The 20679-nt window shown below is 59.9% G+C and carries 22 protein-coding genes; 12 read left to right on the top strand and 10 right to left on the bottom strand.

Going from position 1 to position 20679, the window contains the following annotated elements; translation table 11 throughout:
• Positions 1 to 9 precede the first annotated feature (9 nt).
• Positions 10 to 1059 (bottom strand): ferrochelatase, encoded by a 1050-nt coding sequence (gene hemH, locus WNY37_RS06065; RefSeq protein ID WP_342972565.1) that lies wholly within the window; start codon positions 1057 to 1059, stop codon positions 10 to 12.
• Positions 1060 to 1361: 302 nt separating this feature from the next.
• On the opposite strand from hemH, the gene WNY37_RS06060 reads away from it, so the two are divergent.
• From WNY37_RS06060 to WNY37_RS06040, 5 genes are all read left to right on the top strand, one after another.
• Positions 1362 to 1790, top strand: coding sequence for a hypothetical protein (locus WNY37_RS06060; RefSeq protein ID WP_342972564.1), 429 nt, complete (start codon positions 1362 to 1364; stop codon positions 1788 to 1790).
• Positions 1791 to 1876: 86 nt separating this feature from the next.
• Positions 1877 to 3286 (top strand): class II fumarate hydratase, encoded by a 1410-nt coding sequence (gene fumC / locus WNY37_RS06055; RefSeq protein WP_342972563.1) that lies wholly within the window; start codon positions 1877 to 1879, stop codon positions 3284 to 3286.
• The gene (locus WNY37_RS06050; protein WP_342972562.1) at positions 3286 to 3744 is read left to right on the top strand and encodes a hypothetical protein; all 459 of its coding nucleotides are present in this window, start codon (positions 3286 to 3288) and stop codon (positions 3742 to 3744) included. Before fumC ends, WNY37_RS06050 begins: the two co-directional genes overlap by 1 nt.
• Before the next feature lie 92 nt (positions 3745 to 3836).
• Positions 3837 to 4646 (top strand): SDR family oxidoreductase, encoded by an 810-nt coding sequence (locus tag WNY37_RS06045; protein WP_342972561.1) that lies wholly within the window; start codon positions 3837 to 3839, stop codon positions 4644 to 4646.
• A gap of 111 nt (positions 4647 to 4757) precedes the next feature.
• Complete coding sequence (locus WNY37_RS06040; RefSeq protein WP_342972560.1) at positions 4758 to 6398, top strand: SulP family inorganic anion transporter; 1641 nt, start codon at positions 4758 to 4760, stop codon at positions 6396 to 6398.
• A gap of 19 nt (positions 6399 to 6417) precedes the next feature.
• Here the strand turns inward: WNY37_RS06040 and WNY37_RS06035 are convergent, their stop codons facing one another.
• Together WNY37_RS06035 and WNY37_RS06030 are read right to left on the bottom strand one after the other, a co-directional pair.
• Positions 6418 to 6864: a hypothetical protein gene (locus tag WNY37_RS06035; protein WP_342972559.1), complete on the bottom strand. Its 447-nt coding sequence runs from the start codon at positions 6862 to 6864 to the stop codon at positions 6418 to 6420.
• Complete coding sequence (locus WNY37_RS06030; RefSeq protein WP_342972558.1) at positions 6861 to 7355, bottom strand: MarR family winged helix-turn-helix transcriptional regulator; 495 nt, start codon at positions 7353 to 7355, stop codon at positions 6861 to 6863. Before WNY37_RS06030 ends, WNY37_RS06035 begins: the two co-directional genes overlap by 4 nt.
• Before the next feature lie 205 nt (positions 7356 to 7560).
• Between WNY37_RS06030 and WNY37_RS06025 the strand changes: the two genes are divergently transcribed.
• A complete protein-coding gene (locus WNY37_RS06025; protein WP_342972557.1) occupies positions 7561 to 7857 on the top strand; it encodes an aspartate decarboxylase in 297 nt (98 codons plus the stop codon).
• A 12-nt stretch (positions 7858 to 7869) separates the two neighbouring features.
• Here WNY37_RS06025 and WNY37_RS06020 read toward each other — a convergent pair whose 3' ends face one another.
• Entirely contained in the window at positions 7870 to 8181 is a 312-nt protein-coding gene (locus WNY37_RS06020; protein WP_342972556.1) for a transcriptional regulator, read from the bottom strand.
• A 3-nt stretch (positions 8182 to 8184) separates the two neighbouring features.
• Positions 8185 to 8805, bottom strand: a complete 621-nt coding sequence (locus WNY37_RS06015; RefSeq protein WP_342972555.1) for a hypothetical protein — start codon at positions 8803 to 8805, stop codon at positions 8185 to 8187.
• 120 nt (positions 8806 to 8925) lie between these two features.
• Between WNY37_RS06015 and WNY37_RS06010 the strand changes: the two genes are divergently transcribed.
• Positions 8926 to 9102 (top strand): DUF4169 family protein, encoded by a 177-nt coding sequence (locus WNY37_RS06010; protein WP_342972554.1) that lies wholly within the window; start codon positions 8926 to 8928, stop codon positions 9100 to 9102.
• A gap of 177 nt (positions 9103 to 9279) precedes the next feature.
• Here WNY37_RS06010 and WNY37_RS06005 read toward each other — a convergent pair whose 3' ends face one another.
• A complete protein-coding gene (locus WNY37_RS06005) occupies positions 9280 to 10338 on the bottom strand; it encodes a hypothetical protein (RefSeq protein ID WP_342972553.1) in 1059 nt (352 codons plus the stop codon).
• Between the two features lie 146 nt (positions 10339 to 10484).
• On the opposite strand from WNY37_RS06005, the gene WNY37_RS06000 reads away from it, so the two are divergent.
• On the top strand, positions 10485 to 11597 hold the full coding sequence (locus WNY37_RS06000; RefSeq protein WP_342972552.1) for an NADH:flavin oxidoreductase: 1113 nt from the start codon (positions 10485 to 10487) through the stop codon (positions 11595 to 11597).
• 135 nt (positions 11598 to 11732) lie between these two features.
• Positions 11733 to 12251 carry a nuclear transport factor 2 family protein gene (locus tag WNY37_RS05995; protein ID WP_342972551.1) on the top strand — a complete coding sequence of 173 codons (519 nt, stop codon included), beginning with the start codon at positions 11733 to 11735 and terminating at the stop codon, positions 12249 to 12251.
• An 83-nt stretch (positions 12252 to 12334) separates the two neighbouring features.
• Here WNY37_RS05995 and WNY37_RS05990 read toward each other — a convergent pair whose 3' ends face one another.
• A complete protein-coding gene (locus WNY37_RS05990; RefSeq protein WP_342972550.1) occupies positions 12335 to 12934 on the bottom strand; it encodes a hypothetical protein in 600 nt (199 codons plus the stop codon).
• Between the two features lie 79 nt (positions 12935 to 13013).
• Entirely contained in the window at positions 13014 to 13565 is a 552-nt protein-coding gene (locus tag WNY37_RS05985) for a DUF5655 domain-containing protein (protein ID WP_342972549.1), read from the bottom strand.
• 117 nt (positions 13566 to 13682) lie between these two features.
• On the opposite strand from WNY37_RS05985, the gene WNY37_RS05980 reads away from it, so the two are divergent.
• Positions 13683 to 14216, top strand: a complete 534-nt coding sequence (locus WNY37_RS05980; protein WP_342972548.1) for a DUF3833 domain-containing protein — start codon at positions 13683 to 13685, stop codon at positions 14214 to 14216.
• A gap of 111 nt (positions 14217 to 14327) precedes the next feature.
• The gene (locus WNY37_RS05975) at positions 14328 to 16673 is read left to right on the top strand and encodes a UvrD-helicase domain-containing protein (RefSeq protein WP_342972547.1); all 2346 of its coding nucleotides are present in this window, start codon (positions 14328 to 14330) and stop codon (positions 16671 to 16673) included.
• A gap of 1560 nt (positions 16674 to 18233) precedes the next feature.
• Here the strand turns inward: WNY37_RS05975 and WNY37_RS05970 are convergent.
• Together WNY37_RS05970 and WNY37_RS05965 are read right to left on the bottom strand one after the other, a co-directional pair.
• Positions 18234 to 18698, bottom strand: coding sequence for a GyrI-like domain-containing protein (locus tag WNY37_RS05970; protein WP_342972546.1), 465 nt, complete (start codon positions 18696 to 18698; stop codon positions 18234 to 18236).
• A 185-nt stretch (positions 18699 to 18883) separates the two neighbouring features.
• Positions 18884 to 19345, bottom strand: a complete 462-nt coding sequence (locus tag WNY37_RS05965; protein ID WP_342972545.1) for a helix-turn-helix transcriptional regulator — start codon at positions 19343 to 19345, stop codon at positions 18884 to 18886.
• A 277-nt stretch (positions 19346 to 19622) separates the two neighbouring features.
• Here WNY37_RS05965 and WNY37_RS05960 point away from each other — a divergent pair, with 277 nt between their 5' ends.
• Positions 19623 to 20663, top strand: coding sequence for a PAS domain-containing sensor histidine kinase (locus WNY37_RS05960; RefSeq protein WP_342972544.1), 1041 nt, complete (start codon positions 19623 to 19625; stop codon positions 20661 to 20663).
• Positions 20664 to 20679 lie beyond the last annotated feature (16 nt).

The raw sequence follows: 20679 nt of genomic DNA, 5'->3' as shown, positions 1-20679 counted from the left end.
CCGGGCAACCTAGTCTACCCAGCCGGCAAGCTCGCGCCCGGCCAGCGCTTCCAGTACATCGATCGCCCGGGTGCTGTCATTGAGACAGGGCGCGACGGAGAAATGCGTCCCGCCTGCTTCCATGAACGTATCGCGGCCTTCCATGGCTATCTCTTCCAGGGTTTCGAGGCAGTCTGAAATAAAGGCCGGGGACACCACGACCAGCTTCTTCACGCCTTCGTCCGGCAGCGCTTCCAGCGTCTTGTCGGTATAGGGTTGCAGCCATTCCGTGGGGCCAAACCGGCTCTGAAAGGTCGTCATGGCAAAGCCAGCTTCCCAGCCGAGCGCCTCGGCGACCAGCCGTGTCGTCTTGTGACACTGGCAATGATACGGGTCACCCTTGTCGAGATAGGCTTTCGGCACGCCGTGATAGCTCATCAGAACGCGGTCGGGCTGAAAATCCAGGCTGGCAATATGATCGGTGATCGAGCCGGCCAGTGCGTTGATATAGGCCGGCATATCGACAAATTGCGACGCCGTGCGAACGGCAGGCTGCCAGCGCATCTTGCCGAGAGCGGCGAAGGTGCGGTCGTAGACGCTTGCCGTCGTCGTGGCCGAATATTGCGGGTAAAGCGCGATCACCGCGATGCGCTCACAGCCCATATCCTTCAGCTTCTCAATCTTCGACGCGATGGACGGATTGCCGTAATTCATGGCGAAGTCGACGATGAGGTCTTCACTGCCAATCCGCTCGGCCAGTTTTTCCGCCTGGCGCTTGGTATACACCAGCAGGGGCGAGCCCTCTTCCATCCACACCTTCTTATAGGCCCGGCCAGACTTTGATGGTCTGAAGGTCAGGATCGGCCCTTGCAGGATAGGCTGCCAGAGCAGCGGATGAATCTCGATGACGCGCCGGTCCGACAGGAATTCAGACAGATAGCGCCGCATGGACCAGTAATCGGTACCATCGGGCGTCCCCAGATTGACCAGCAGCAGCCCGGTCTTGCCCTGCGCAACGGGCGGGTGGTTACCGGGCGCATGGGCGGGGATCTGTGACGCGTTCGTATTGCTGTTGCTCATACCGGTACTGACCAATGCTCTTTCAACAGCCCCATAGATAGATCGCTTTGGTTCGGGGCAAGCCCCCTGCTCTGCAAGGCACCGGAATCTTGAACCAATTACCCTCGCCAGCGGGAAGCCGGAGGCAGCCGGGTCGATCCATAACGAACAGCGTGCATGCGATAACGGCGAAGTAAGCGCGTGCGGTCCCATCGCTGGCGCTGACATATTCCTCAGCCACAGTGCCACAAAGCTGCATCGGGCCTTGCCTTGAACATGCACTACCTGCCACAAGGCCACAGTGGCAGTCAGGAGAAACCTGTATGACGGCAAATGTGACGACGGGTTTGATCGCCCTCTCCCTGTTCGCCCTCGCCGGCTGCGGCAATAATGACGACAACTCTATCCGATTTGAATACGCAGGCACCACCATGGACACCTGCGCGGAGACGAGTATCGGCTTCCATCCCGACAGCGTCGAAATCACGCCCACCGCTGAAACCATCCTGTTCGACACAGTCGACCATCTCGGTGTCGACTGCGTGGGCGCCAGCATCGACATCACAGCCTACCGGGGCGGCGAAGCCGAAGGCGTGGCCAACTCCAGAGCCCACGCCGTCGAAGCATCCATTCTCGACAATTACGACGTCTCCGACAGCCGCATCTCCAAGACAGTGGGTAAGCCACCTGCACCTGAAGAAGGTGGCCGCGTCCATGTTGCGCTGATGGTGGAAGTCCCGCTCGAAGAGTAACCATTGTATCGCATTTGCTACGCGCTGCCTGCATGCTAAAGCGCGCGGTAAGACAACAGATTTGCCGACTTTAAAGGAGTCTCCCGATGGGTATTTTTGGCGACAAGCAAGCCAAGCCACGCACCGAAACCGATACAATGGGCCCGGTGGAAGTTCCCGGAGACAAGTATTGGGGCGCGCAGGCCGAGCGCTCGCTCGGCAACTTCAAGATCGGCTGGGAAAAACAGCCCGAACCGATCATCCGCGCCCTCGGCATCGTCAAGAAAGCCGCCGCCCAGTCGAATATGGAACTTGGCAAGCTCGACCCGAAACTCGGTGATGTGATCATTCAGGCTGCCGAGGAAGTGATCGAGGGCAAGCTGGACGAGCATTTCCCGCTTGTCGTCTGGCAGACCGGGTCAGGCACCCAGTCCAACATGAACGCCAATGAAGTGATCTCCAATCGCGCCATCGAGATCCTTGGCGGCGAGATGGGCTCGAAAAAGCCCGTTCACCCGAACGATCACTGCAACATGTCGCAATCGTCGAATGACACCTTCCCCACCGCCATGCACATTGCCTGCGCCGAGGAACTGACCCACCGGCTGATCCCCGCGCTGTCCAAGCTGCAGGACGCCCTGCACACCAAGGCCGAAGCCTGGACCGACATCATCAAGATCGGCCGCACCCATACTCAGGACGCAACGCCCGTCACGCTCGGCCAGGAATTCTCCGGCTATGCCCAGCAGCTCGCCAATGGCATCGAACGCGTAAAGCAGACCCTCCCCAAGCTGATGGAGCTCGCTCAGGGCGGCACGGCCGTCGGCACGGGTCTCGCCTCGCCGGTTGGCTTCGATGAGCTTGTTGCCAGCAAGATCGCCGCCATTACTGGCCTGGAGTTCAAGACGGCCCCGAACAAGTTCGAGGCCCTGGCCGCGCATGACGCGATGGTCTTTGCCCACGGGGCGGTCAACACGGTCGCCATGTCCTGCTTCAAGATCGCCAACGATATCCGTTATCTCGCCTCCGGCCCGCGCTCGGGCCTCGGGGAACTGTCGCTGCCGGAAAACGAGCCGGGCAGCTCGATCATGCCGGGCAAGGTCAACCCGACCCAGTGCGAGGCGATGACGCAGGTCTGCGCCCATATCCACGGCAACAATGCCGCGATCGGTTTTGCTGGTTCACAGGGCCAGTTCGAGCTCAACGTCTTCAATCCGATGATGGCCTACAACTTCCTGCAATCGGTCCGCCTGCTTGCAGATGCCGCCGTCAGCTTCACCGACAATTGCGTCGTCGGCATCGAACCACGCCTCGAAAATATCGAGCGCGGCCTCAAGAACTCGCTGATGCTGGTCACGCCGCTCAAGGAAAAATACGGCTATGACCGCGCGGCCAAGATCGCCAAGACGGCTCACAAGAACGGCACCACCCTGCGTGAAGAAGCCATCAAGGACGGCATCCCCGAAGAGGATTTCGACGCGATTGTCGACCCAAGCAAGATGATCTCGCCGGGGTAATGACCAAACTCGCGGACTTCGCGGCCAGATGGGCGGATGCCGGAGACGGCTTCCGCTGCTGGCTGGGGGATGTCAGCGACATACCGGGCTCCAGTCGCGTGACAGCGATCGCCCGACAGGCAGGTTATGCCCCCCATTCCGACAAGGACTTCTTCCAGATTGATCGCCGGACAGCTGCGCGCGTCATGGCATACCTCCAGGAACAGTCCCTCGCGCACGGCGACCGCCGTTTTACCGAGACCAGAGCCAGTGAAATGCTCGGCATGCTGACCGAACTCGGACCGTCTGCTCAGTTCTGGTCGAATTCCCGCCATAGCGATTTTGAGGACGACACGCCCACTTTCACGCCCGACAATGCATGGATGTGGATCGGCCTCAGCGATGTCTGCTTCGACACCGGCGTCATCGCGTTCAACGACACGACCGGCTTCATCTTCTGGGTCGAGGAAGACGACTAGAGACTAATTTTAGCGATAGCCCGCTCCACCCACTTGCCCCTGCGCCCGTCATCCGCCAAAAGCTTCACCAGTGAAGCATAGGAGGACACGCCATGAGCAATGATTTCAGCAATCTCTTTTCCGTCAAAGGCAAGACTGTGGTCATCACGGGTGGCTCCCGCGGGATCGGTGAAATGCTCGCGGCGGGCTATCTCGCCAATGGCGCCAAGGTCATCATCTCATCGCGCAAGGCCGATGCCTGCGAAGAGACCGTTGAGAAGCTGAAGAGCGAATATGGCGGCGAGATCTACGCGATCCCGTCAGACGTCGGCCAGATGGTCGGCATCCAGCACCTCGCCGATGAGATTGCCAAGCGTGAAGACAAGATCGACGTGCTCATCAACAATGCCGGGGTAGCCTGGGGCGCGACGCTGGAAGAGTTCCCGGAAAGCGGCTGGGACAAGGTGATGGACGTCAACGTCAAAGGCATCTTCTTCCTGTTCCAGAAGCTGATCCCGCTCCTGCGCAAGTCCGCCAGCGCCGAAGATCCGGCCCGCGTGATCAACATCGCCTCGATCGATGGCCTGCATACCTCGCCCTTCAGCGGCTATGCCTATGGCACGTCCAAGGCCGCCGTCATCCACCTCACCCGTTTCATGGGCGCCCAGCATGTCGGCGAGCACATCCTCGTCAACGGCATCGCCCCCGGCCCCTTCCCGACCTGGATGCTGTCCACCGGCGTTGGCTTTGGCGGCAAGACCGAAGGCGTCGACTGGGACTCCGTGGCAGAGCGCAACCCGTCCGGCCGCGTCGGCACCCCGCAGGACATTGCAGGCCTCGCCATGTTCCTCTCGTCGCGCGCAGGCGCCTTCATTTCCGGCCACACTATCCCGTGCGATGGCGGGATCGTCTCGTCGAGCTAGGCAACAGCCACCGAGAAAATTCAGCTCCAATGACGGTCTTCGTGTTGCGCCGCAGCATGAAGGCCGTCATAGGCATGCCATGACTTTGAAACTGAACGGGTGGGCTGCCGCGTGACGACCAAGACAACCTTCCAGACATTCGCTGACCGCCTCGGGGCACAGAACTTCTCACAGGCGAACCTCGCCAAATTCACGCCGAGCCGCATCAAGACCGAACTTCTGTCCGGCCTGACGGTCGCGCTGGCCCTTGTCCCTGAAGCTGTTGCTTTCGCCTTTGTCGCGGGTGTGCACCCACTGGTCGGGCTTTATGCCGCCTTCATCGTCGGCCTGATTACGGCCTGTATTGGCGGGCGGCCCGGCATGATCTCCGGCGCAACAGGCGCGCTCGCTGTCGTCATGGTCGCGCTCGTCGCCCAGCATGGCGTCGAATACCTGTTCGCCACCGTCGTCTTGATGGGCATCCTTCAGCTGGCGGCGGGCATCTTCAAGCTCGGCAAGTTCATCCGGCTCGTGCCGCACCCTGTCATGCTCGGCTTCGTCAACGGCCTCGCCATCGTGATCTTCCTGGCGCAGCTCAGCCAGTTCCAGGTCCCCGGCACCGCAGAAGCTTCAGGCCATGGCATGGCGGGCGGCGAATGGATGACCGGCTGGCCGCTCATCCTGATGCTCGGTCTCGTGGCGCTCACCATGGCGATCATCTGGGGCATGCCCAAGCTGACAAAGGCCATCCCTGCGCCGCTTGCCGGCATCGGCCTCGTCGCCGCACTGGTCATCGGCCTCGGCCTCGACGTGCCGCGTGTGGGCGACCTCGCCTCCATCCAAGGCGGTCTGCCGAACTTCCATATCCCGATGGTGCCGATCAATCTGGAGACGCTTCAGATCATCCTGCCTTACGCTGTCATCCTTGCCGCCATCGGCCTGATCGAGAGCCTGCTGACGCTGAACCTCGTCGGCGAGATGACAAACAAGCGCGGCGGCGCGAGCCAGGAGTGCATCGCGCAGGGCACAGCAAACCTCGTCACCGGCTTTTTCGGCGGCATGGGCGGCTGCGCGATGATCGGCCAGTCCATGATCAATGTGAAATCGGGCGGGCGCACGCGTCTCTCCGGCATTTCGGCAGCGCTCTTCCTGCTTGCCTTCATCCTCGTCGGCTCCGGCATTATCGAACTCATCCCGCTCGCCGCACTGGTCGGCGTGATGTTCATGGTCGTGATCGGCACCTTTGCCTGGAACAGCCTCCGCATAATGACGCGTATCCCTCTGACCGATGCCATCGTCATCGTGCTCGTGACCGGCGTCACCGTCATGTATGACCTTGCCACCGCCGTCGTCGTCGGCGTGATCGTGTCGGCCCTCGCCTATGCCTGGAACAATGCGCGCCGCATCCGCATCATCGAGCGCGACTCGGTGCGCACACCCGGCGCCCACGTCTATGAGATTGAAGGTCCGCTCTTCTTCGGCTCCACCGATGGCTTTGCCGAACTCTTCCATCCTGAGACAGACCCGGACGTCGTCATCGTGGACTTCATGCGCTCACGCGTTGTCGATCAGTCAGCCTTGCAGGCCATTGAAGACCTCGCTGCAAAGTATGAAGCCCACGGCAAGACACTCCGTCTACGCCACCTCTCCCGCGACTGTCACAAGCTCCTGAAAAGAGCCGGCCAACTCATGGTCGATAGCGATGATGACCCCGATTATACGCTCGCAGCGGACTATTCGGTGCGCACCGGCGTGTTCGGCGGCGGGCACTGATACAGACTGGACAGGGCGTTCAGGCTGGTCTGGCTGCGGTGAACCGTGACAAGCGAATGCCGTCACGAATGTTCAGCCCGATCAGGGTAATATTGGTCGCCCCAGCGGCGAGCTCTATGCCCTGAACTACGGCAAAAGACAGATCGAAGTCGCCCTGGCCCGCCTTCCACCACAGAAAGACCGCGCTCGGCACCAGGATCAGCAGCCCATTGAGCGCAATGAAAGGCATCCGCTTTTTCTTGGCGTTCACAAGCCGCCCGACCCGCTTGCCAGCCAGGGCAAAGCCGCTGCCGGCCGTGATCATGAGGGACGGGATGAGCAATGCCATTGCGTAAAGAATGCTCCGCTTGGCCAAAAAGATCGCCTCTTCGCGGCCGCTAAGCTCGGTCAGAATTGTCGCCAGCCAGAAACTGCTGATCAGTAAGAGCGCCAGCGTGCCCGCCAGACGATGCACGATCTTTTTCATGACGCGCCTCCTTTCCCCTTCACGGGCAAGGCCGGGCGCCTCGTCGCGCCGCAAAGGTCCGACAGCGCCTTAAGCGTCGCGAGCGCGGCCCGGGCCTGTTCACCATCGATCTCAGACGCAAGCTCGCTGGCCCAGTCGTCCTGCCGCTTGATGGCATTTCCATAGGCCGCCTCTCCTTCAGGCGTCAGCGTGATCAGGGGCGCGCGTTTGTGATCTGGGTTCTCCATCGGCTGGACGAGGCCCTGCGCCGTCAGATCGTGGACGACACGCTGAACCGCCTGCCTCGACAGCCCCATGCGGCGGGCAATCTGCGCCACGGTCTGAGGCCTGCCCTCCAGCATGATGGCGCCCAGCACTTGCCAGCGCGCGCTGGTCAGGCCGAGGTCTTTGACAAGCCTGTCGCCCGCTTCGAGCAACGCCCCGTTCAGCCGGAACGTCTCCAGCATGAGATCCGTGATCACGGCGCCATCGGTCTGTTTCGTCTTCGTCATACGCACTCCATTTGTCCGCTTGTTGTCATTTCGACAACATATTGTCAATCAAGATTTAATGAGGGCGATGCTCTGGCAGCAGAATTGTTGGTCGGCGCGTCGTCTTCGACGGCGGACACTAGGTGGTTCTCCGCAGGTGACGCGAACGCGTCATTTACCTAGTCTGCCGACCATACCGGGAAACTGATTCGAAAGGCGCGCATCCATGTCCAAAGCCCCCATCGGCTCGAAAGCCAATCCGTCCGAATTCGACGTGCTCGACAAGATCGCAGACGACGAACCGTACTTTGTCATCCGCGCGCACGATCCGCTTTCGTCTGCCCTGGTCGAGCTGCACGCCTATATCGGCGCCGGACAGGCGGGGGCCGCTCACAACAAGCTTGCCGAGATCATGGCCCTGACATCCGCGCGCGCCCCGCGACCGGCCTCCAGTCCGAAATACCGTGAAACCTTCGCCATCTCGCTCGCCATGGAACAGTGGCGCGACACGCACGGCGACTAGAAAAAAGGCGGCCTATTCAGCCGCCTTCATCAGATTGTTCATGGTCTCGATCCAGCTGAGCCAGGCCTTGCGTCCTGAATCGGTGAGGAAGACGCGTGTCTGCGGCCGCTTGTCGACGAACCGCTTTTCCTGGCGCACATACCCAGCCGCCTCGAGCTTCTTCAGATGCGTCGAGAGGTTGCCATCCGTGGCGCCGACCTTGTCGCGTAACTCGCCAAAAATCGCCGGGCTCGCTGCTGTCAGATAGGCCATGATACCGAGGCGCAGGCGCCCATGGATGACATCGTCAATCGCTGCGTGATCAAAGGGATTGGTCTCACTCATCGTTCAGACCACCTCGGATGGCTCCTGGCGCATCAGGATGAGGCCAGGCAGAAACACAGTCAGCGCTGCGACAACGGCTCCAACCAGCCAAACCGTATTCGACCCGGTAAAGATTGCGGCGACACCAGACGATGCAATCGCGCCCCAGCCAGCAATCATGAGCGGGCGGCTTTTGGCCAACAGCCCTGATGTGAGCTGGCAGATGCCATAGATGCCCAGCACCAGCGGCACGGACCAGAGAAAGCCGATGCTCGCCTGCCCTTCCATGATGGACCGGATGATAACGCCCGCGAAAAATGAAAACAGCACCATGCCGCCCGCCATCCAGATAACGGCGCTGATCTGGTTACCGACAGAAGACGCGCCCGGCTTGGACTTCGGGAAAGTGGCCTGCATGATTTTAAAACCACCGAAGCCGATGACACCAAACGCGCCCCACATCCACGCAAACGCTGTGTCCGGCAAGCCAAAAACATCCGCCGCGATCGCATAGTGGGCGAGGTAGGCAATGGTGACGAGACCACCCCACCAGGCCAGGAAGCGCCCGCCCAGCAAGGGCGCGGTCTGCCCGCTCTCAGCAAGGTCTCTCAAATAGGATAAATCGTCGGTCAGGGACTGGTTCATACTTTGCTCCACTATCAACTTTGAACTTCAAAGTACTCTGTCAGCGCGATTTGTCAATGTCTTTTGCTGCGGGTGAGGATATAAACGAAACAGTCAGGACATTACGCGAGAGACCAAACGATGACGTCACCCATCAATCTCAACAAGGCTCGCAAGGCCAAAGCGCGGGCCGACAAAGAGCAGAAAGCCGAGGAGAACCGCGCCAGATTTGGCCGGACGAAGGCTCAGAAAGCCAGTGAGAAAGCCGCCGCCGACAAGACCAAAAAAACGGTCGAAGGCGCGAAACGGGAACGATAATCGAAGCGTGCGCGTTAACCCTGCAATCAGACCGGCTCGCATTCGAGGGCGCGAGACTGGCCAGACAAGCAAGGACTGACATGACCCGCATCCTCTACAAAACTTCGATCATCACCGCATGTTTTGCCGTCGCCGTCGGTATCGGCTTTCTGATGGGAATGGCGTAGACACGCCCGCCTAGCTTCCAGCCTCGCTCTCAGCAGGCGGAACGGCCATCCATTCGTCTTCACTGCGCACCAGCCTGTCGAGCAGTTGCAGCCCCGTCCTGTAAGACGCCATGCGCGCCAGAGACTGGCTGTAGTCTTTCATCGGCTGGCCGGTGCCACTCATCGCCGCTGACTGTTCCGCCGCCTCGGCGTAGAGCGTATGGGCGCCAAGGAAATCCCCAGACGATTCATAACAGGCCCCGAGATTGTGCGTCACCGCCGGCGCATTCGGATATTGATCCTTCAGAGCCCGCCACGTCGCGCACGACTCAAACGGTGCGTCCCGGCCTGCCTTCACGGCCTGCTCGAAGCGTGGATCAGCCCCGAGCACAGGATCGAGTGTCTCATCGACGAAGGTCGCACGCGCTGTCGTATTGCGCGGGGCGATATCGTTTCGAATCTGGTGCAGCGTATCTGACAACGCATCGATGACCATGTCGCGCGGCGGCTGCACGCCACCGATCAGGCCATATGAATAGCCGCCACCGTGGTGCTTCTTGCCGCGCCGGCCGCGCCAGTAAACCTCATCGCAGCTCTCATAGCTGTCAGAGCCATAATAAGTCTGGGAAAAGAGGACCCGGCCACTCCCATATTCTACCAATCGCGGATTGACCGACACCTCCACCTCTTCGCGAAGACAGATCTCCTCGACATCCTCGCGATGTTCACAATCGAACGCGCCGTCCCACTCAACACATTTGGATACGGTGCGTGAATACTCTTCGGCCTCATAGGACTCGATATTGGTGATGCCTTCATAGATGCCTGCCCGCTGGCCCTGCGGCACGTAGCCATCGGAATAGCGCGCGATCTTGAACCAGGGCTGGCCATCGAAACTCGCATTCACCAGCATCGCTTCGAACTGGCTCGCATACCAGTTACCGCCGGGGCCATCGAAGCGGCCGACATCGACAGTTCGCGTCTCGACTGCGGCTGTGTGCGGCGGAACGATCGCTGCGGAATAGTCGATGCCAGGCGTCGAACAGGCGGCCAGCGCGGCCAGTCCGGAAATCGCAATAAAAGCTCTCATCCCATTTCCCCTTTGGCGGAGTAAGTGACACCAAGTTTAGAATTGCTCAAGTGAATGTGTTCTGAATGTTTTGTCCGCTTATGGTCATTGATTGACGCTGGCGGTCTGCCCAGATACTTGCCCAGTGAAATAAATGGAGATCCTTCATGTCATCAGCCGCACCGCTGTTTGAACCGTTCAAGCTTAAATCGCTGGACCTGCCCAACCGGATCGTCATGGCGCCGATGACGCGGGGCTTCAGCCCGAATGGCGTGCCAACCGATGACGTTCGCGACTATTATGCCCGCCGCGCTGGCGCAGATGTTGGCCTGATCATCTCTGAAGGCACGCTGGTGCCGCGCAAGGGCGCGTCTGACAATCCAAATTACCCCCTCTTCCACACAGAGCCGGCGCTCGCGGGCTGGAAGAAGGTGATTGACGCCGTACACGCTGAAGGCGGCAAGATGGGACCGCAGATCTGGCATCAGGGCCTGCTCCGCAAGAGCGGCACCGGACATTATCCAGATGCGCCCTCCGACAGCCCGTCCGGCGTCACCCACAAGGGTAAGCAGATCTTCGAAGAGCCAAGTGAGTCGGAAGTGGCTGACATGGTCGCCGCCTATGCCAAGGCTGCAGCCAGCGCCAAGGAGCTTGGCTTCGACACCGTCGAAATCCACGGCGCCCACGGCTATCTGATCGATGAGTTCTTCTGGGATGTCATGAACAAGCGCGAAGACAAATATGGCGGCACCCTCGTCGATCGCGCCACCTTCGCTGGCGAAGTGATCTCCGAAGTGAAAAAGGCCGTCGGCCCGGACATTCCGGTCATCCTGCGCTTCTCACAATGGAAACAGCAGGACTATGACGCCAAGCTGGCCCAGACCCCTCAGGAATTCGAAGCCTTCCTGAAAGTCTTCGTCGATGCGGGCGTGGATGTTCTGCACGCCTCCCAGCGCCGCTTCTGGGAAGCCGAATTCCCGGACGTCGATGGCGAGAACGGCCTCAACACCGCTGGCTGGGCAAAAAAGCTGACCGGCCTTCCAACCATCACCGTTGGCTCCGTCGGCTTGTCGGGCGAGTTCATCGGCGGCATGCGCGGTGAAGACTCCAAGACCCGTCCGCTCACCGATGTGATCGAGCGCCTCGACAAGGGCGAGTTTGACCTTGTCGCTGTTGGCCGCGCCCTCCTTCAGGACCCGTTCTGGGCCCAGAAGGTCAAGGAAGGCCGCACTGACGAGCTGGAAGGCTACGACGCCAAGGCCATGGCAACGCTCTACTAGGCAATCCGCATTCGCAGACGCTCGCCTCCCCCCGGATTTGGGGGGAGGCTGAGCGACGCTGTGCACTTTCGAGAAACTTGACGATCTGCCTCTTTCGTGCGCGGCTTGCGGTCTGACAAATCAGGGGAAACGCACATGAAAAACATTATTGCCTTCACAACCTTGGGCCTTGTTGCTGCCACGGCTGGACTGTCCGCCACGGCGCAGACGCCGCCGGTTGATCCGGAAATGGAAGTCGTCGAAGCGGCCGAAGACGCCGCGTCTGCGACGAATTTGGTGAAGGGCGTCTATGCCGGTTTCGAGAGTGGCGACATTGCCGCCGCCACGAGTGGCTTTGCGGAAGAGATCACCTGGAACGAGGCAGAGAACAGCCCATACGCCGACAAGAACCCCTATGTCGGCGCCGAAGCCATCGTCACCGGTGTGTTCGCCCGTCTCGGCGGCGAGTGGGACTATTTCAATGCGGTGCCATCCGAATACATCGCACAGGGCGACAGGGTCGCCGTCATCGGCCGCTACCAGGCCAAGCATGCGACGACCGGCAAGGAGATGGACATTCCCTTCGTGCACGTCTGGACGGTTGAAGACGGGGCGATCACGGGCTTCCAGCAATACACCGACACGCTCACCCACACCGAGGTCATGTCCGACTAGGGTCGCGACACCGCCCGTGGCCTGAACCAGTTTGGATGAATGTGTTCGCAGGCAGCGAGACAATCAGCGCCTGACGGCGAATCTCAGGTGCCGGGTGGCCTGACGCCCCACATGCCGAGAATTCCGGCATGTCCCTCGGCCATCTGGCAGTGTTTGACTTTGACGCCGGCCGCCTCGGCGATGGCTGTGGCGGTTTCCCTGGCGAAAGTCGTGCGCATATCGTATCGCGGGTTGGTCGGCCGGTCTTCGGCGATCAGCAGCGCCTCGCCCTGCTTCGGGATAAGCCACCAGGTATCGATGACGCTTTCGGTGCCGAGCTGTGCGTAGAGTTCCGGGCGGCACTCGACGCGAGAGAGGTCGCTATAAGCCACCACGCCCGAATAGGCAGGAGGTCGATGATACAGGGATCGGCCGGACGGCAAGGACACCACTGCGTGATCTGACCTGACTTCAACCCGCCAGCCCCACTTGCCCTGCAGATCGCGCAACATGTACCGAAGGATCAGGCCGAGCGGGATCGCAATCGACGCCACCACTAGGGCCCATATATATTCGGAGGCCTGCCAGAGCTGGACCGCGCCTGCCAGCGTTGCGACCGCAACGAGTACAATCGACATCACAATCACGGCTGCACCAATCCGGCCGCCAATGGATATCCTGAAAACCTGCTTCGTCTCGGCCATGCCCGCTCCTCAATGCCTCTAACTCCAGAGGCGCAGGACCGGACAATTTCGGGTCAGGGCAGTTTGTGTGCCGGCCTGTTCACGCCCGATTATACGCCGCCTTGAGCCAGGCTTTGACCTCGTCATCGACTTCTTCAGCCGCCTGAAGCTTGATCTTGTGCGTGCACATCGAGCCAGGCTTTTCTTCGGTAAGACGCATGGTTCCGTTCTCGCCCTTGAGGTTCAAGCCGAGGTCGACCCGCGTCTTGGTGGCCGGGGTGACGACCGCGAAATTCTTTGACCGCCGGAAAGCAACGGAGGTCTTCTTCGGCGCGATCTCGACATCGCTTCCCAGCGTCTTCGCGAAGCTTTCAAGCGCCTCATAGATGGGCTTCAGCCCTTCCTTGCCCTGATACTGACCGGCAAGCAGATCATCCTCGCTCGCATCCAGCCGGCCCTTCGCCGCCTGGCAGATGAAGTTAGCGTAGCCATGCGTGAGGCCATGGTCACCTTTGAGCAGCTTCATCTGCTCGCCATGCTTCTCAAGCCCGCTCGACTTCACGATCGCGGTCCAGTGATCCAGCGGCTTGCCAGTCTTCTCCTCAATGCCAGCCTTCATGCTCTCCAGCATTTCCTCGGATGTCTTCGCCATTCTCGTCTCCCCACTCTTGGTTTTAGAACCCCTTATAGCCCCCTCGATCTAATCCACAGAGTCAAGTTTGATCCGGCCACCCTCCGCCAACGTATCCTGAGGCAAAGGAGACACGTCATGAAAGCGTCCGCACCTGCAGCAGGAGCACTAATCGCGACATCGCTCGCCGCCACCGCCTGCGTATCCAACGAAATCCAGGATTTTTCCGGAGCCGAAACGACACTTCTTCTGGAAGACTATTTTGTCGGCGAGTCGAAAGCCTATGGCATCTTCGAGGACCGGTTCGGCAAGATCCGCCGTCAGTTCGACGTGGACATCACGGGCACGCTGGACGGCAACACGCTGACGCTGGTCGAGGACTTCGACTATTATGATGGCGAGCAGGACACCCGCACCTGGACCATCGAAATCCTCGGGAATGGCCGCTATCGTGGCACCGCCAACGATGTGCCGGACATGGCCGAAGGCCAGGCTGTCGGCAATGCGTTCAACTGGAAATACAAGGTCGACCTGAAAGTGGGCGATGACACCTGGAATGTCGGCTTCGACGACTGGATGTACCTGTTACAGGATGATGTCCTGATCAATCGCGCCTATGTAACCCGCTACGGCATTCGCATCGGCGAAGTCACGATCGCCTTTCGCAAATAGCCTAGCGGAGATCGACGTTGTGCTTGCCCATCACGACGTCATTTCGGAACGCCAGACAGTCTGACTTGCCCGGCGCAGCTAACCCCTGCCAATGGGCGTGACACCTGCTATATGTTCTCCATGAGTTCCAACCCGAATCGCCAACGCTCGATCTCCGAAATGGCCGCCGCCCGTGCGCCCGTGGCAGATCGCAATGCGGACTATCTCGAAGGTCTGAATCCGGAGCAGCGCGAGGCCGTCGAGACGACCGATGGTCCGCTCCTCGTGCTTGCAGGCGCTGGCACCGGAAAGACACGTGTTCTGACGACCCGCCTTGCCCACATTATCGGCACCGGTCTGGCCTGGCCGTCGCAGACCCTCACCGTCACCTTCACCAACAAGGCCGCCCGCGAAATGCGGGAACGTGCGCTAAGCCTGATCGGCGATGCGGGCGAGGGACTTAGATGGCTCGGCACTTTCCACTCGATCAGCGCGCAGATCCTGCGAAAGCACGCAGAGCTCGCCGGCCTCAAATCCAGCTTCACCATTCTCGATACCGACGATGCCATCCGCCTCTGCAAACAGGTGATCGAGGCCGAGAACATCGACACCAAACGCTGGACCCCGCGCCATCTCGCCAGCCTGATTGATGGCTGGAAGAACCGCGCGCTGACCCCCGGCAAGGTCCCGCAGGACGAGGCCTGGAACTTCGCGGACGGCAAGGGCGTCAAACTCTACGAGACCTACCAGGCCCGACTCAAAGTCCTCAATGCCTGCGACTTTGGTGACCTGCTGATCCACAACATCACGATCTTCCAGGAAAACCCTGACCTGCTCGCCGACTATCACAAGCGGTTCAAGTACATTCTCGTCGACGAGTATCAGGATACGAACGTCGCCCAGTATCTGTGGTTGCGCCTGCTCGCGCGCGGCACCGGAAATATCTGCTGCGTCGGCGATGACGACCAGTCGATCTATGGCTGGCGCGGCGCCGAGGTCGACAATATCCTGCGCTTCGAGAAGGACTTTCCAGGCGCGAAGGTCATCCGGCTGGAGCGCAATTACCGCTCGACGGCGCACATTCTCGCGGCCGCCTCCTCGGTCATCAATTTCAATAAGGGCCGCCTCGGCAAGACGCTCTATGTCGGCGAGGAAACCTCCGCCGATCCGGACGCCGACAAGGTCAAGGTTCGCGGCCTCTGGGATGGCGAGGCTGAAGCGCGCCTCATCTGCGACGACATTGAGAGCTATGTGAACAAGGGCGGCCAGTATGAAGACTGCGCCATCCTCGTGCGCGCCTCATGGCAGATGCGCCTCTTCGAAGAGCGCCTCATTATGCTCGGAATCCCGTACCGCGTCATAGGCGGCCCGCGCTTCTTCGAGCGCGCCGAGATTCGCGATGCGCTTGCCTATCTGCGCCTCATCCGCAGCCCGGACGATGACCTTGCCTTCGAGCGCATCGTCAACCAGCCCAAGCGCGGCGTTGGCGCGACCACGATCCAGAAGCTGCAGACCTTCGCCCGCGAGGACGGCCGCTCGCTCTTCACCCTGGTCCCGATGATCCTGCAGACCGATGAGGTCAAAGGCCCCGCCAAGCGCGGCCTCACCACCTTCATCGACCAGATCAATATGTGGCGCGACCGGCTCGCCAATGACATGCCGCATCACGAACTCGCCCAGGTCATCCTCGACGAGTCCGGCTATACTGACATGCTGCAGAAGGACCGCAGCCCCCAGGCCCAGACCCGTCTCGACAACCTCAAGGAGCTGATCCACGCCATCGGCCAGTTCGACAGCCTCGCCGGCTTTCTCGAACATGTGCAGCTGGTCATGGATGTCGGCGGACAAAGCTCCGGCAATGAAGTCCAGATCCTGACGCTTCACGCCGCCAAGGGCCTTGAATGGCCGATGGTCTTCCTGCCGGGCTGGGAGGAAGAGGTTTTCCCGTCCCGCCGCTCGCTCGATGAGAGCGGGATGAAAGGCCTCGAGGAAGAACGCCGCCTCGCTTATGTCGGCATCACCCGCGCGCGCGAAAACTGCTCGATCAGCTTTGTCGCCAACCGCATGATCTTCGGGCGATGGCAGTCTGTCCTGCCATCCCGCTTCGTTGATGAGCTGCCGCATGACCATGTCGAGGCCGTCAGTGAGACCGGCTATTCCACCATGCCCGGCGGCGATACCGGCTTCACCGGCACGATCGAAGACCTGGGCGAGCGCAGCAACTACACCTCCCCCGGCTGGCGCCGCCTGAAGGAGAATGCCAAGTCCGCCAGCTCAAAACCCGGCCCCATCATCGACGGCAAGGCCGAACTCCTCGCCACCAGCGCCGGCAAATCCGCCTTCAAGATCGGCCAACGCGTCCACCACGACAAATTCGGCTACGGCCAGGTGCTCGCGGCGGACGGGACCAAGCTGCAGGTCAACTTCGAGAAGGTGGGCCTGAAGAAGGTGATCTCCACGTTCGTGACGGGGGTTTGAGTGGAGGCCTAGTCTCCACTTTATCGAGGAAGCCAACAAAAAAACCGAAAAGTAACCATCCCAACCGATAGATTAGGGAATCTCATCTTTTGGTTGATTTTCAATGTCCAAACGACTTGTTGATTCTTATCGAAATCTGCTGCCTCTGCAGTCACACTGTCCCCTTTGCCGCAGAGGCTTCAGTGATCAAAACAGGCCCACGGACGAACATATAATACCTTCTTGGCTCCAACAACGATTGGCGCTCCGACATCGTCGGCTTACTCTCCCGAATGGAATTCTTAGAGAGTATAAATCCATCCGCGTTCATGTTTGTAGAATCTGCAATACCCAGCGCTTTTCTCAGCTAGAAAATAAGATCACCCGCGCATGGGATAAGTGCTCTTCCAATGGCGAGGGCTTCTACGAAGAAGCAACAAATGTTCACGACGAAGAATTTGCCTTTTGGCTTGCCAAAATTTTCTGGCTACTTGCGCGGGTAGGCTACGAGTCTCCAGATCCGAAAACTCGCAATGACGTGACACCGAATACCGTCGTGCCAAGGGAATTGATGCCATTCATAACGTGGCTTGGGCTTTTCATCGCAATCTACGCACAAAAAAAATCAGCTTGGAGCTGCTTTCGCGACGATCCGGCAGACAAAAAATTCTATGGACCATCTTTTTCGCTTTATCGTTTTCGAATTGATGATCAGGGACAGGAAATTGAACGCTTTGACTTACACGATCACTACATAGCTACCGGAATATCGATGCGTTTAGGGGACTTGGGGCTCGTTTGTCTCTTTGACGATGGGTTACACGCGAATTGGAGGTCGCATAGATATGCTGACCTAATATCCACTTGGGTTCACCCTATTCAATTCGTCGAGATTGTCGGTCAAATGTACTACGACCAGCTTATGCTTCATCCCACTGCAAGAAATTTTGGACCGTTTTGGAATGGGCAGCATCGAGCACTGATCACATGCAATCACTGGCTCAGAAACTGGGATCCATACTGTGCAATTGATCACGATCTGGGTCTTTATATCGAGACTATAAACCGCCTTTTGCCCCGAGGCTGTCATCCAATCGAACGTATAGAAGATCGCTGTACAACCTACTTGCGTGACGCCGACGGCCGGCTTTGGGATTGCGTAAATAACAAGCCGCGCGATTAAGCCTACAACTCGATCGAATTGTTGAGTTCAGCCTAGCCTCACCCCACCCGCCGATAAATCTATGTCCTGACCTTCTCTTCCGGCCCCACGCCGCAGACCCCTGCGCAGGCAGGGGTCCAGGGGATGACTTTTGAGCCTCACTCAACACGCCGGTGGGGCGCCTGGGATACCTGCCCCTCATGGTGAGCCGGCCGAACCACGCAGGTATCTGCGGCGAACGAGACGCATTCGGTCGGGCGTCTCCCCGGACGTGATCCGGGGTCCATCTCCTGCCCTTCAGGCTGGATGAAACGGTGGGAGATGGACACCATGGTCAAGCCATGGTGAGGCGCAGAACTGTGACCCTAGCGCCCCCTCATCCCCGGCCCTTCTCCCGCGGGGAACAGAGAGCTGGCGCCTCACCCCACACGCCGATATATCTCTGTCCTGAGCCTGGCTTCCTCGACCTTGCCGGGATCGTCCACATAGACTTCCCAGACCGGCATCGCCTTCTTCAGCCCTTCAGCGTCACAATGGGCCCAGACCGCCTGGTGGCTCTGGTTCATGTTCGCGTAGGGCCCGACATGCGTCGTCGTCACCGCCTCGCCCGCTGGAATGACGCCCGCTTTCACATTGCCCGACGCCTTCGCGGCATCATCGGCTGACACGAATACGCCTGCGTGGAATCTGATCGTCGAACCGTCCGGCATCGCCGTGTAGAGCGTCATCGGCATGCTCTGCGGCGTGATCCCGGCCTGCCCGACAAAGCCGAACACTTCGCCAAAGCCAGACCCCATCGCCGTGCCAATCTCCGGCCCCATCGCGGCTTCGCGCTCGACATACAGATAATGCTGCTCAGGCAGCGTCTTCTTCTCGATGGCCATGTGCGTCTCCCTACCTCAGCGAGAGCTTTAGCCCATCACCCTCGGGGCGTCACCCCGGACTTGATCCGGGGTCCATCTCCAGCCGTTCAGGCTGGATGAAAGGGCGGTTGATGGACACCATGGTCAAGCCATGGTGAGGCGCAGATTTGATAAATTGGCACCCCCTCATCCCCGTCCCGAGATCTTCACCCCGCCACCTCGTATTGATCCTGATACCGCGTCACCACTTCGACGATCACAACCGACACGGCGTGGCCCGACAGGCCCACCGTCCACCAGATACTTGGCTGGAGCATCGCATAGCCCGGCCCGCCGACGGAGATACTGATCCCCGCGAAAATGAGCATACCCATCGCCCAGCTGGCCAGATGGATCCAGAAGACCAGCCGCATTATGGCGCGCGCTCTGGCGTTCTTCTGCGCGATCATGCTCGCCGCCTCGGCCTGCTGGTCGACCGCCAGCGCCATGACATCGACATTGAACGCCGCCGCCAGCGCTTTCAGCGACTCCTGCGAAGCGGGCTCGCCCGTCTCGATCCGCTGGACGGTGCGCACACCAACGCCAGCAAGCTCGGCCAAGTGCTCCTGCGACCAGTGACGCTCCTCGCGCCAGCGTTTGATTTTGGCTGAATCGGCTTTGAAGGACATTCATTCACTCCCGGCTTTGTTTGAATAACAGATGCCTCCAGAAAGTCGAAAACCAGCGCGACAGGCCACGCCAGCGGCCCGCCACCGTGCCGCCAGTCGCCCGCCAGCGCGCCGCCACGCTCACCCGAGCATGCAGTCCCAGCTGACAGCCCGAAACCCGCCTGGAACCCTGAAATCGTCCAGAAAACTGATTTCGATCAGTGCCGAAGCTTATGGAAAGCCTAGAAGTTCGGATGCATATCTGATGTAAATACGTCAGAGGCGCTGGAGAAAATTTTTGGACGAGCACCATCTAGCGACCGAGAACTGGCGCCTTAGCCCGGACATGTTGTGCATTCTGGACCAGAATGGTTGCTTTGCCGCCGTCAATCCGGCCTGGGAGGCGACGCTCGGATGGACGCCCAAGGAGATGGTCGGCCGCCCCTATCTCGATTTCCTCCATCCCGATGATGTCGCTCGATCGATGGAAGGGTTTGAGGAGCTGCGTAAAGGCCACCCTGTCCTGCGTTTCGAGAACCGATACCGCACGAATGACGGCAAATATCGATGGCTGTCATGGGTCGCCGTGCCCGAAGAAGGCATTTTCTACTGCACGACACGTGACGTCACCGACCACAAGGAACGTGACCAGACCATTCTGGATCAGCGCCTGGAAGCCGAACTGCGCGAACAGTTTCTCGCCATCCTCGGACATGACCTGCGCAACCCCCTGGGCTCGATCGTCTCAGGTCTGAACCTTCTGTCGCGTGAGTCCCATAGTGAAAAATCCGAAAAGGTCCTGCAGGGCATGCGCGCAAGCTCAGCCCGCATGTCCGAACTGATCAGCAACATGATGGACTTTGCCCGCGTGCGGCTCGGCGACGGTATTGGTCTGGAGAAGCGGCCTCATACGGATCTGGCGGACCAGATATCCCAGGTCATCAGCGAAATCAGGAACGCGCACCCCGCAGCTGTCTTCAAGGTGGACGTAGACATTGAGGGCGCGGTCACATGCGACGCCGCCCGGATCATGCAGGTCATGTCGAACCTTATCGGCAACGCGGTCACGCATGGCCCGCCAGGCGAGCCCATCCACATTCAGGCCGGACGCACCGGCGACAAGCTGAAAATATCGGTGTCCAATTCCGGCAAGGCCATTCCCGCCGACAGCCGCGAAAACCTGTTCCGGCCCTTCTTCAAGGGAAAGCCGCAGGCCAGCCCGCAGGGGCTCGGGCTCGGCCTTTATATCTCCGCGCAGATCGTCGAGGCGCATGGCGGCGAGATCAACGTGCTGTCGGACGATACGGCGACGCGGTTCGAGATCACCCTGCCCTGCTGAGGCAAGCCCCGGCGCC

Origin of the sequence: Henriciella sp. AS95, from assembly GCF_038900055.1 — a bacterium.
GTDB lineage: Bacteria > Pseudomonadota > Alphaproteobacteria > Caulobacterales > Hyphomonadaceae > Henriciella.
The sequence above is the reverse complement of the archived record's forward strand: the minus strand, read 5'-3'. Positions and strand labels throughout refer to the sequence as shown.

Coding starts and splice junctions, on each gene's coding strand:
- hemH (WP_342972565.1), bottom strand. CDS start 1,059: ATGAGCAACAGCAATACGAACGCGTCACAGATCCCCGCCCATGCGCCC.
- WNY37_RS06060 (WP_342972564.1), top strand. CDS start 1,362: ATGACGGCAAATGTGACGACGGGTTTGATCGCCCTCTCCCTGTTCGCC.
- fumC (WP_342972563.1), top strand. CDS start 1,877: ATGGGTATTTTTGGCGACAAGCAAGCCAAGCCACGCACCGAAACCGAT.
- WNY37_RS06050 (WP_342972562.1), top strand. CDS start 3,286: ATGACCAAACTCGCGGACTTCGCGGCCAGATGGGCGGATGCCGGAGAC.
- WNY37_RS06045 (WP_342972561.1), top strand. CDS start 3,837: ATGAGCAATGATTTCAGCAATCTCTTTTCCGTCAAAGGCAAGACTGTG.
- WNY37_RS06035 (WP_342972559.1), bottom strand. CDS start 6,864: ATGAAAAAGATCGTGCATCGTCTGGCGGGCACGCTGGCGCTCTTACTG.
- WNY37_RS06030 (WP_342972558.1), bottom strand. CDS start 7,355: ATGACGAAGACGAAACAGACCGATGGCGCCGTGATCACGGATCTCATG.
- WNY37_RS06025 (WP_342972557.1), top strand. CDS start 7,561: ATGTCCAAAGCCCCCATCGGCTCGAAAGCCAATCCGTCCGAATTCGAC.
- WNY37_RS06020 (WP_342972556.1), bottom strand. CDS start 8,181: ATGAGTGAGACCAATCCCTTTGATCACGCAGCGATTGACGATGTCATC.
- WNY37_RS06015 (WP_342972555.1), bottom strand. CDS start 8,805: ATGAACCAGTCCCTGACCGACGATTTATCCTATTTGAGAGACCTTGCT.
- WNY37_RS06010 (WP_342972554.1), top strand. CDS start 8,926: ATGACGTCACCCATCAATCTCAACAAGGCTCGCAAGGCCAAAGCGCGG.
- WNY37_RS06005 (WP_342972553.1), bottom strand. CDS start 10,338: ATGAGAGCTTTTATTGCGATTTCCGGACTGGCCGCGCTGGCCGCCTGT.
- WNY37_RS06000 (WP_342972552.1), top strand. CDS start 10,485: ATGTCATCAGCCGCACCGCTGTTTGAACCGTTCAAGCTTAAATCGCTG.
- WNY37_RS05995 (WP_342972551.1), top strand. CDS start 11,733: ATGAAAAACATTATTGCCTTCACAACCTTGGGCCTTGTTGCTGCCACG.
- WNY37_RS05990 (WP_342972550.1), bottom strand. CDS start 12,934: ATGGCCGAGACGAAGCAGGTTTTCAGGATATCCATTGGCGGCCGGATT.
- WNY37_RS05985 (WP_342972549.1), bottom strand. CDS start 13,565: ATGGCGAAGACATCCGAGGAAATGCTGGAGAGCATGAAGGCTGGCATT.
- WNY37_RS05980 (WP_342972548.1), top strand. CDS start 13,683: ATGAAAGCGTCCGCACCTGCAGCAGGAGCACTAATCGCGACATCGCTC.
- WNY37_RS05975 (WP_342972547.1), top strand. CDS start 14,328: ATGTTCTCCATGAGTTCCAACCCGAATCGCCAACGCTCGATCTCCGAA.
- WNY37_RS05970 (WP_342972546.1), bottom strand. CDS start 18,698: ATGGCCATCGAGAAGAAGACGCTGCCTGAGCAGCATTATCTGTATGTC.
- WNY37_RS05965 (WP_342972545.1), bottom strand. CDS start 19,345: ATGTCCTTCAAAGCCGATTCAGCCAAAATCAAACGCTGGCGCGAGGAG.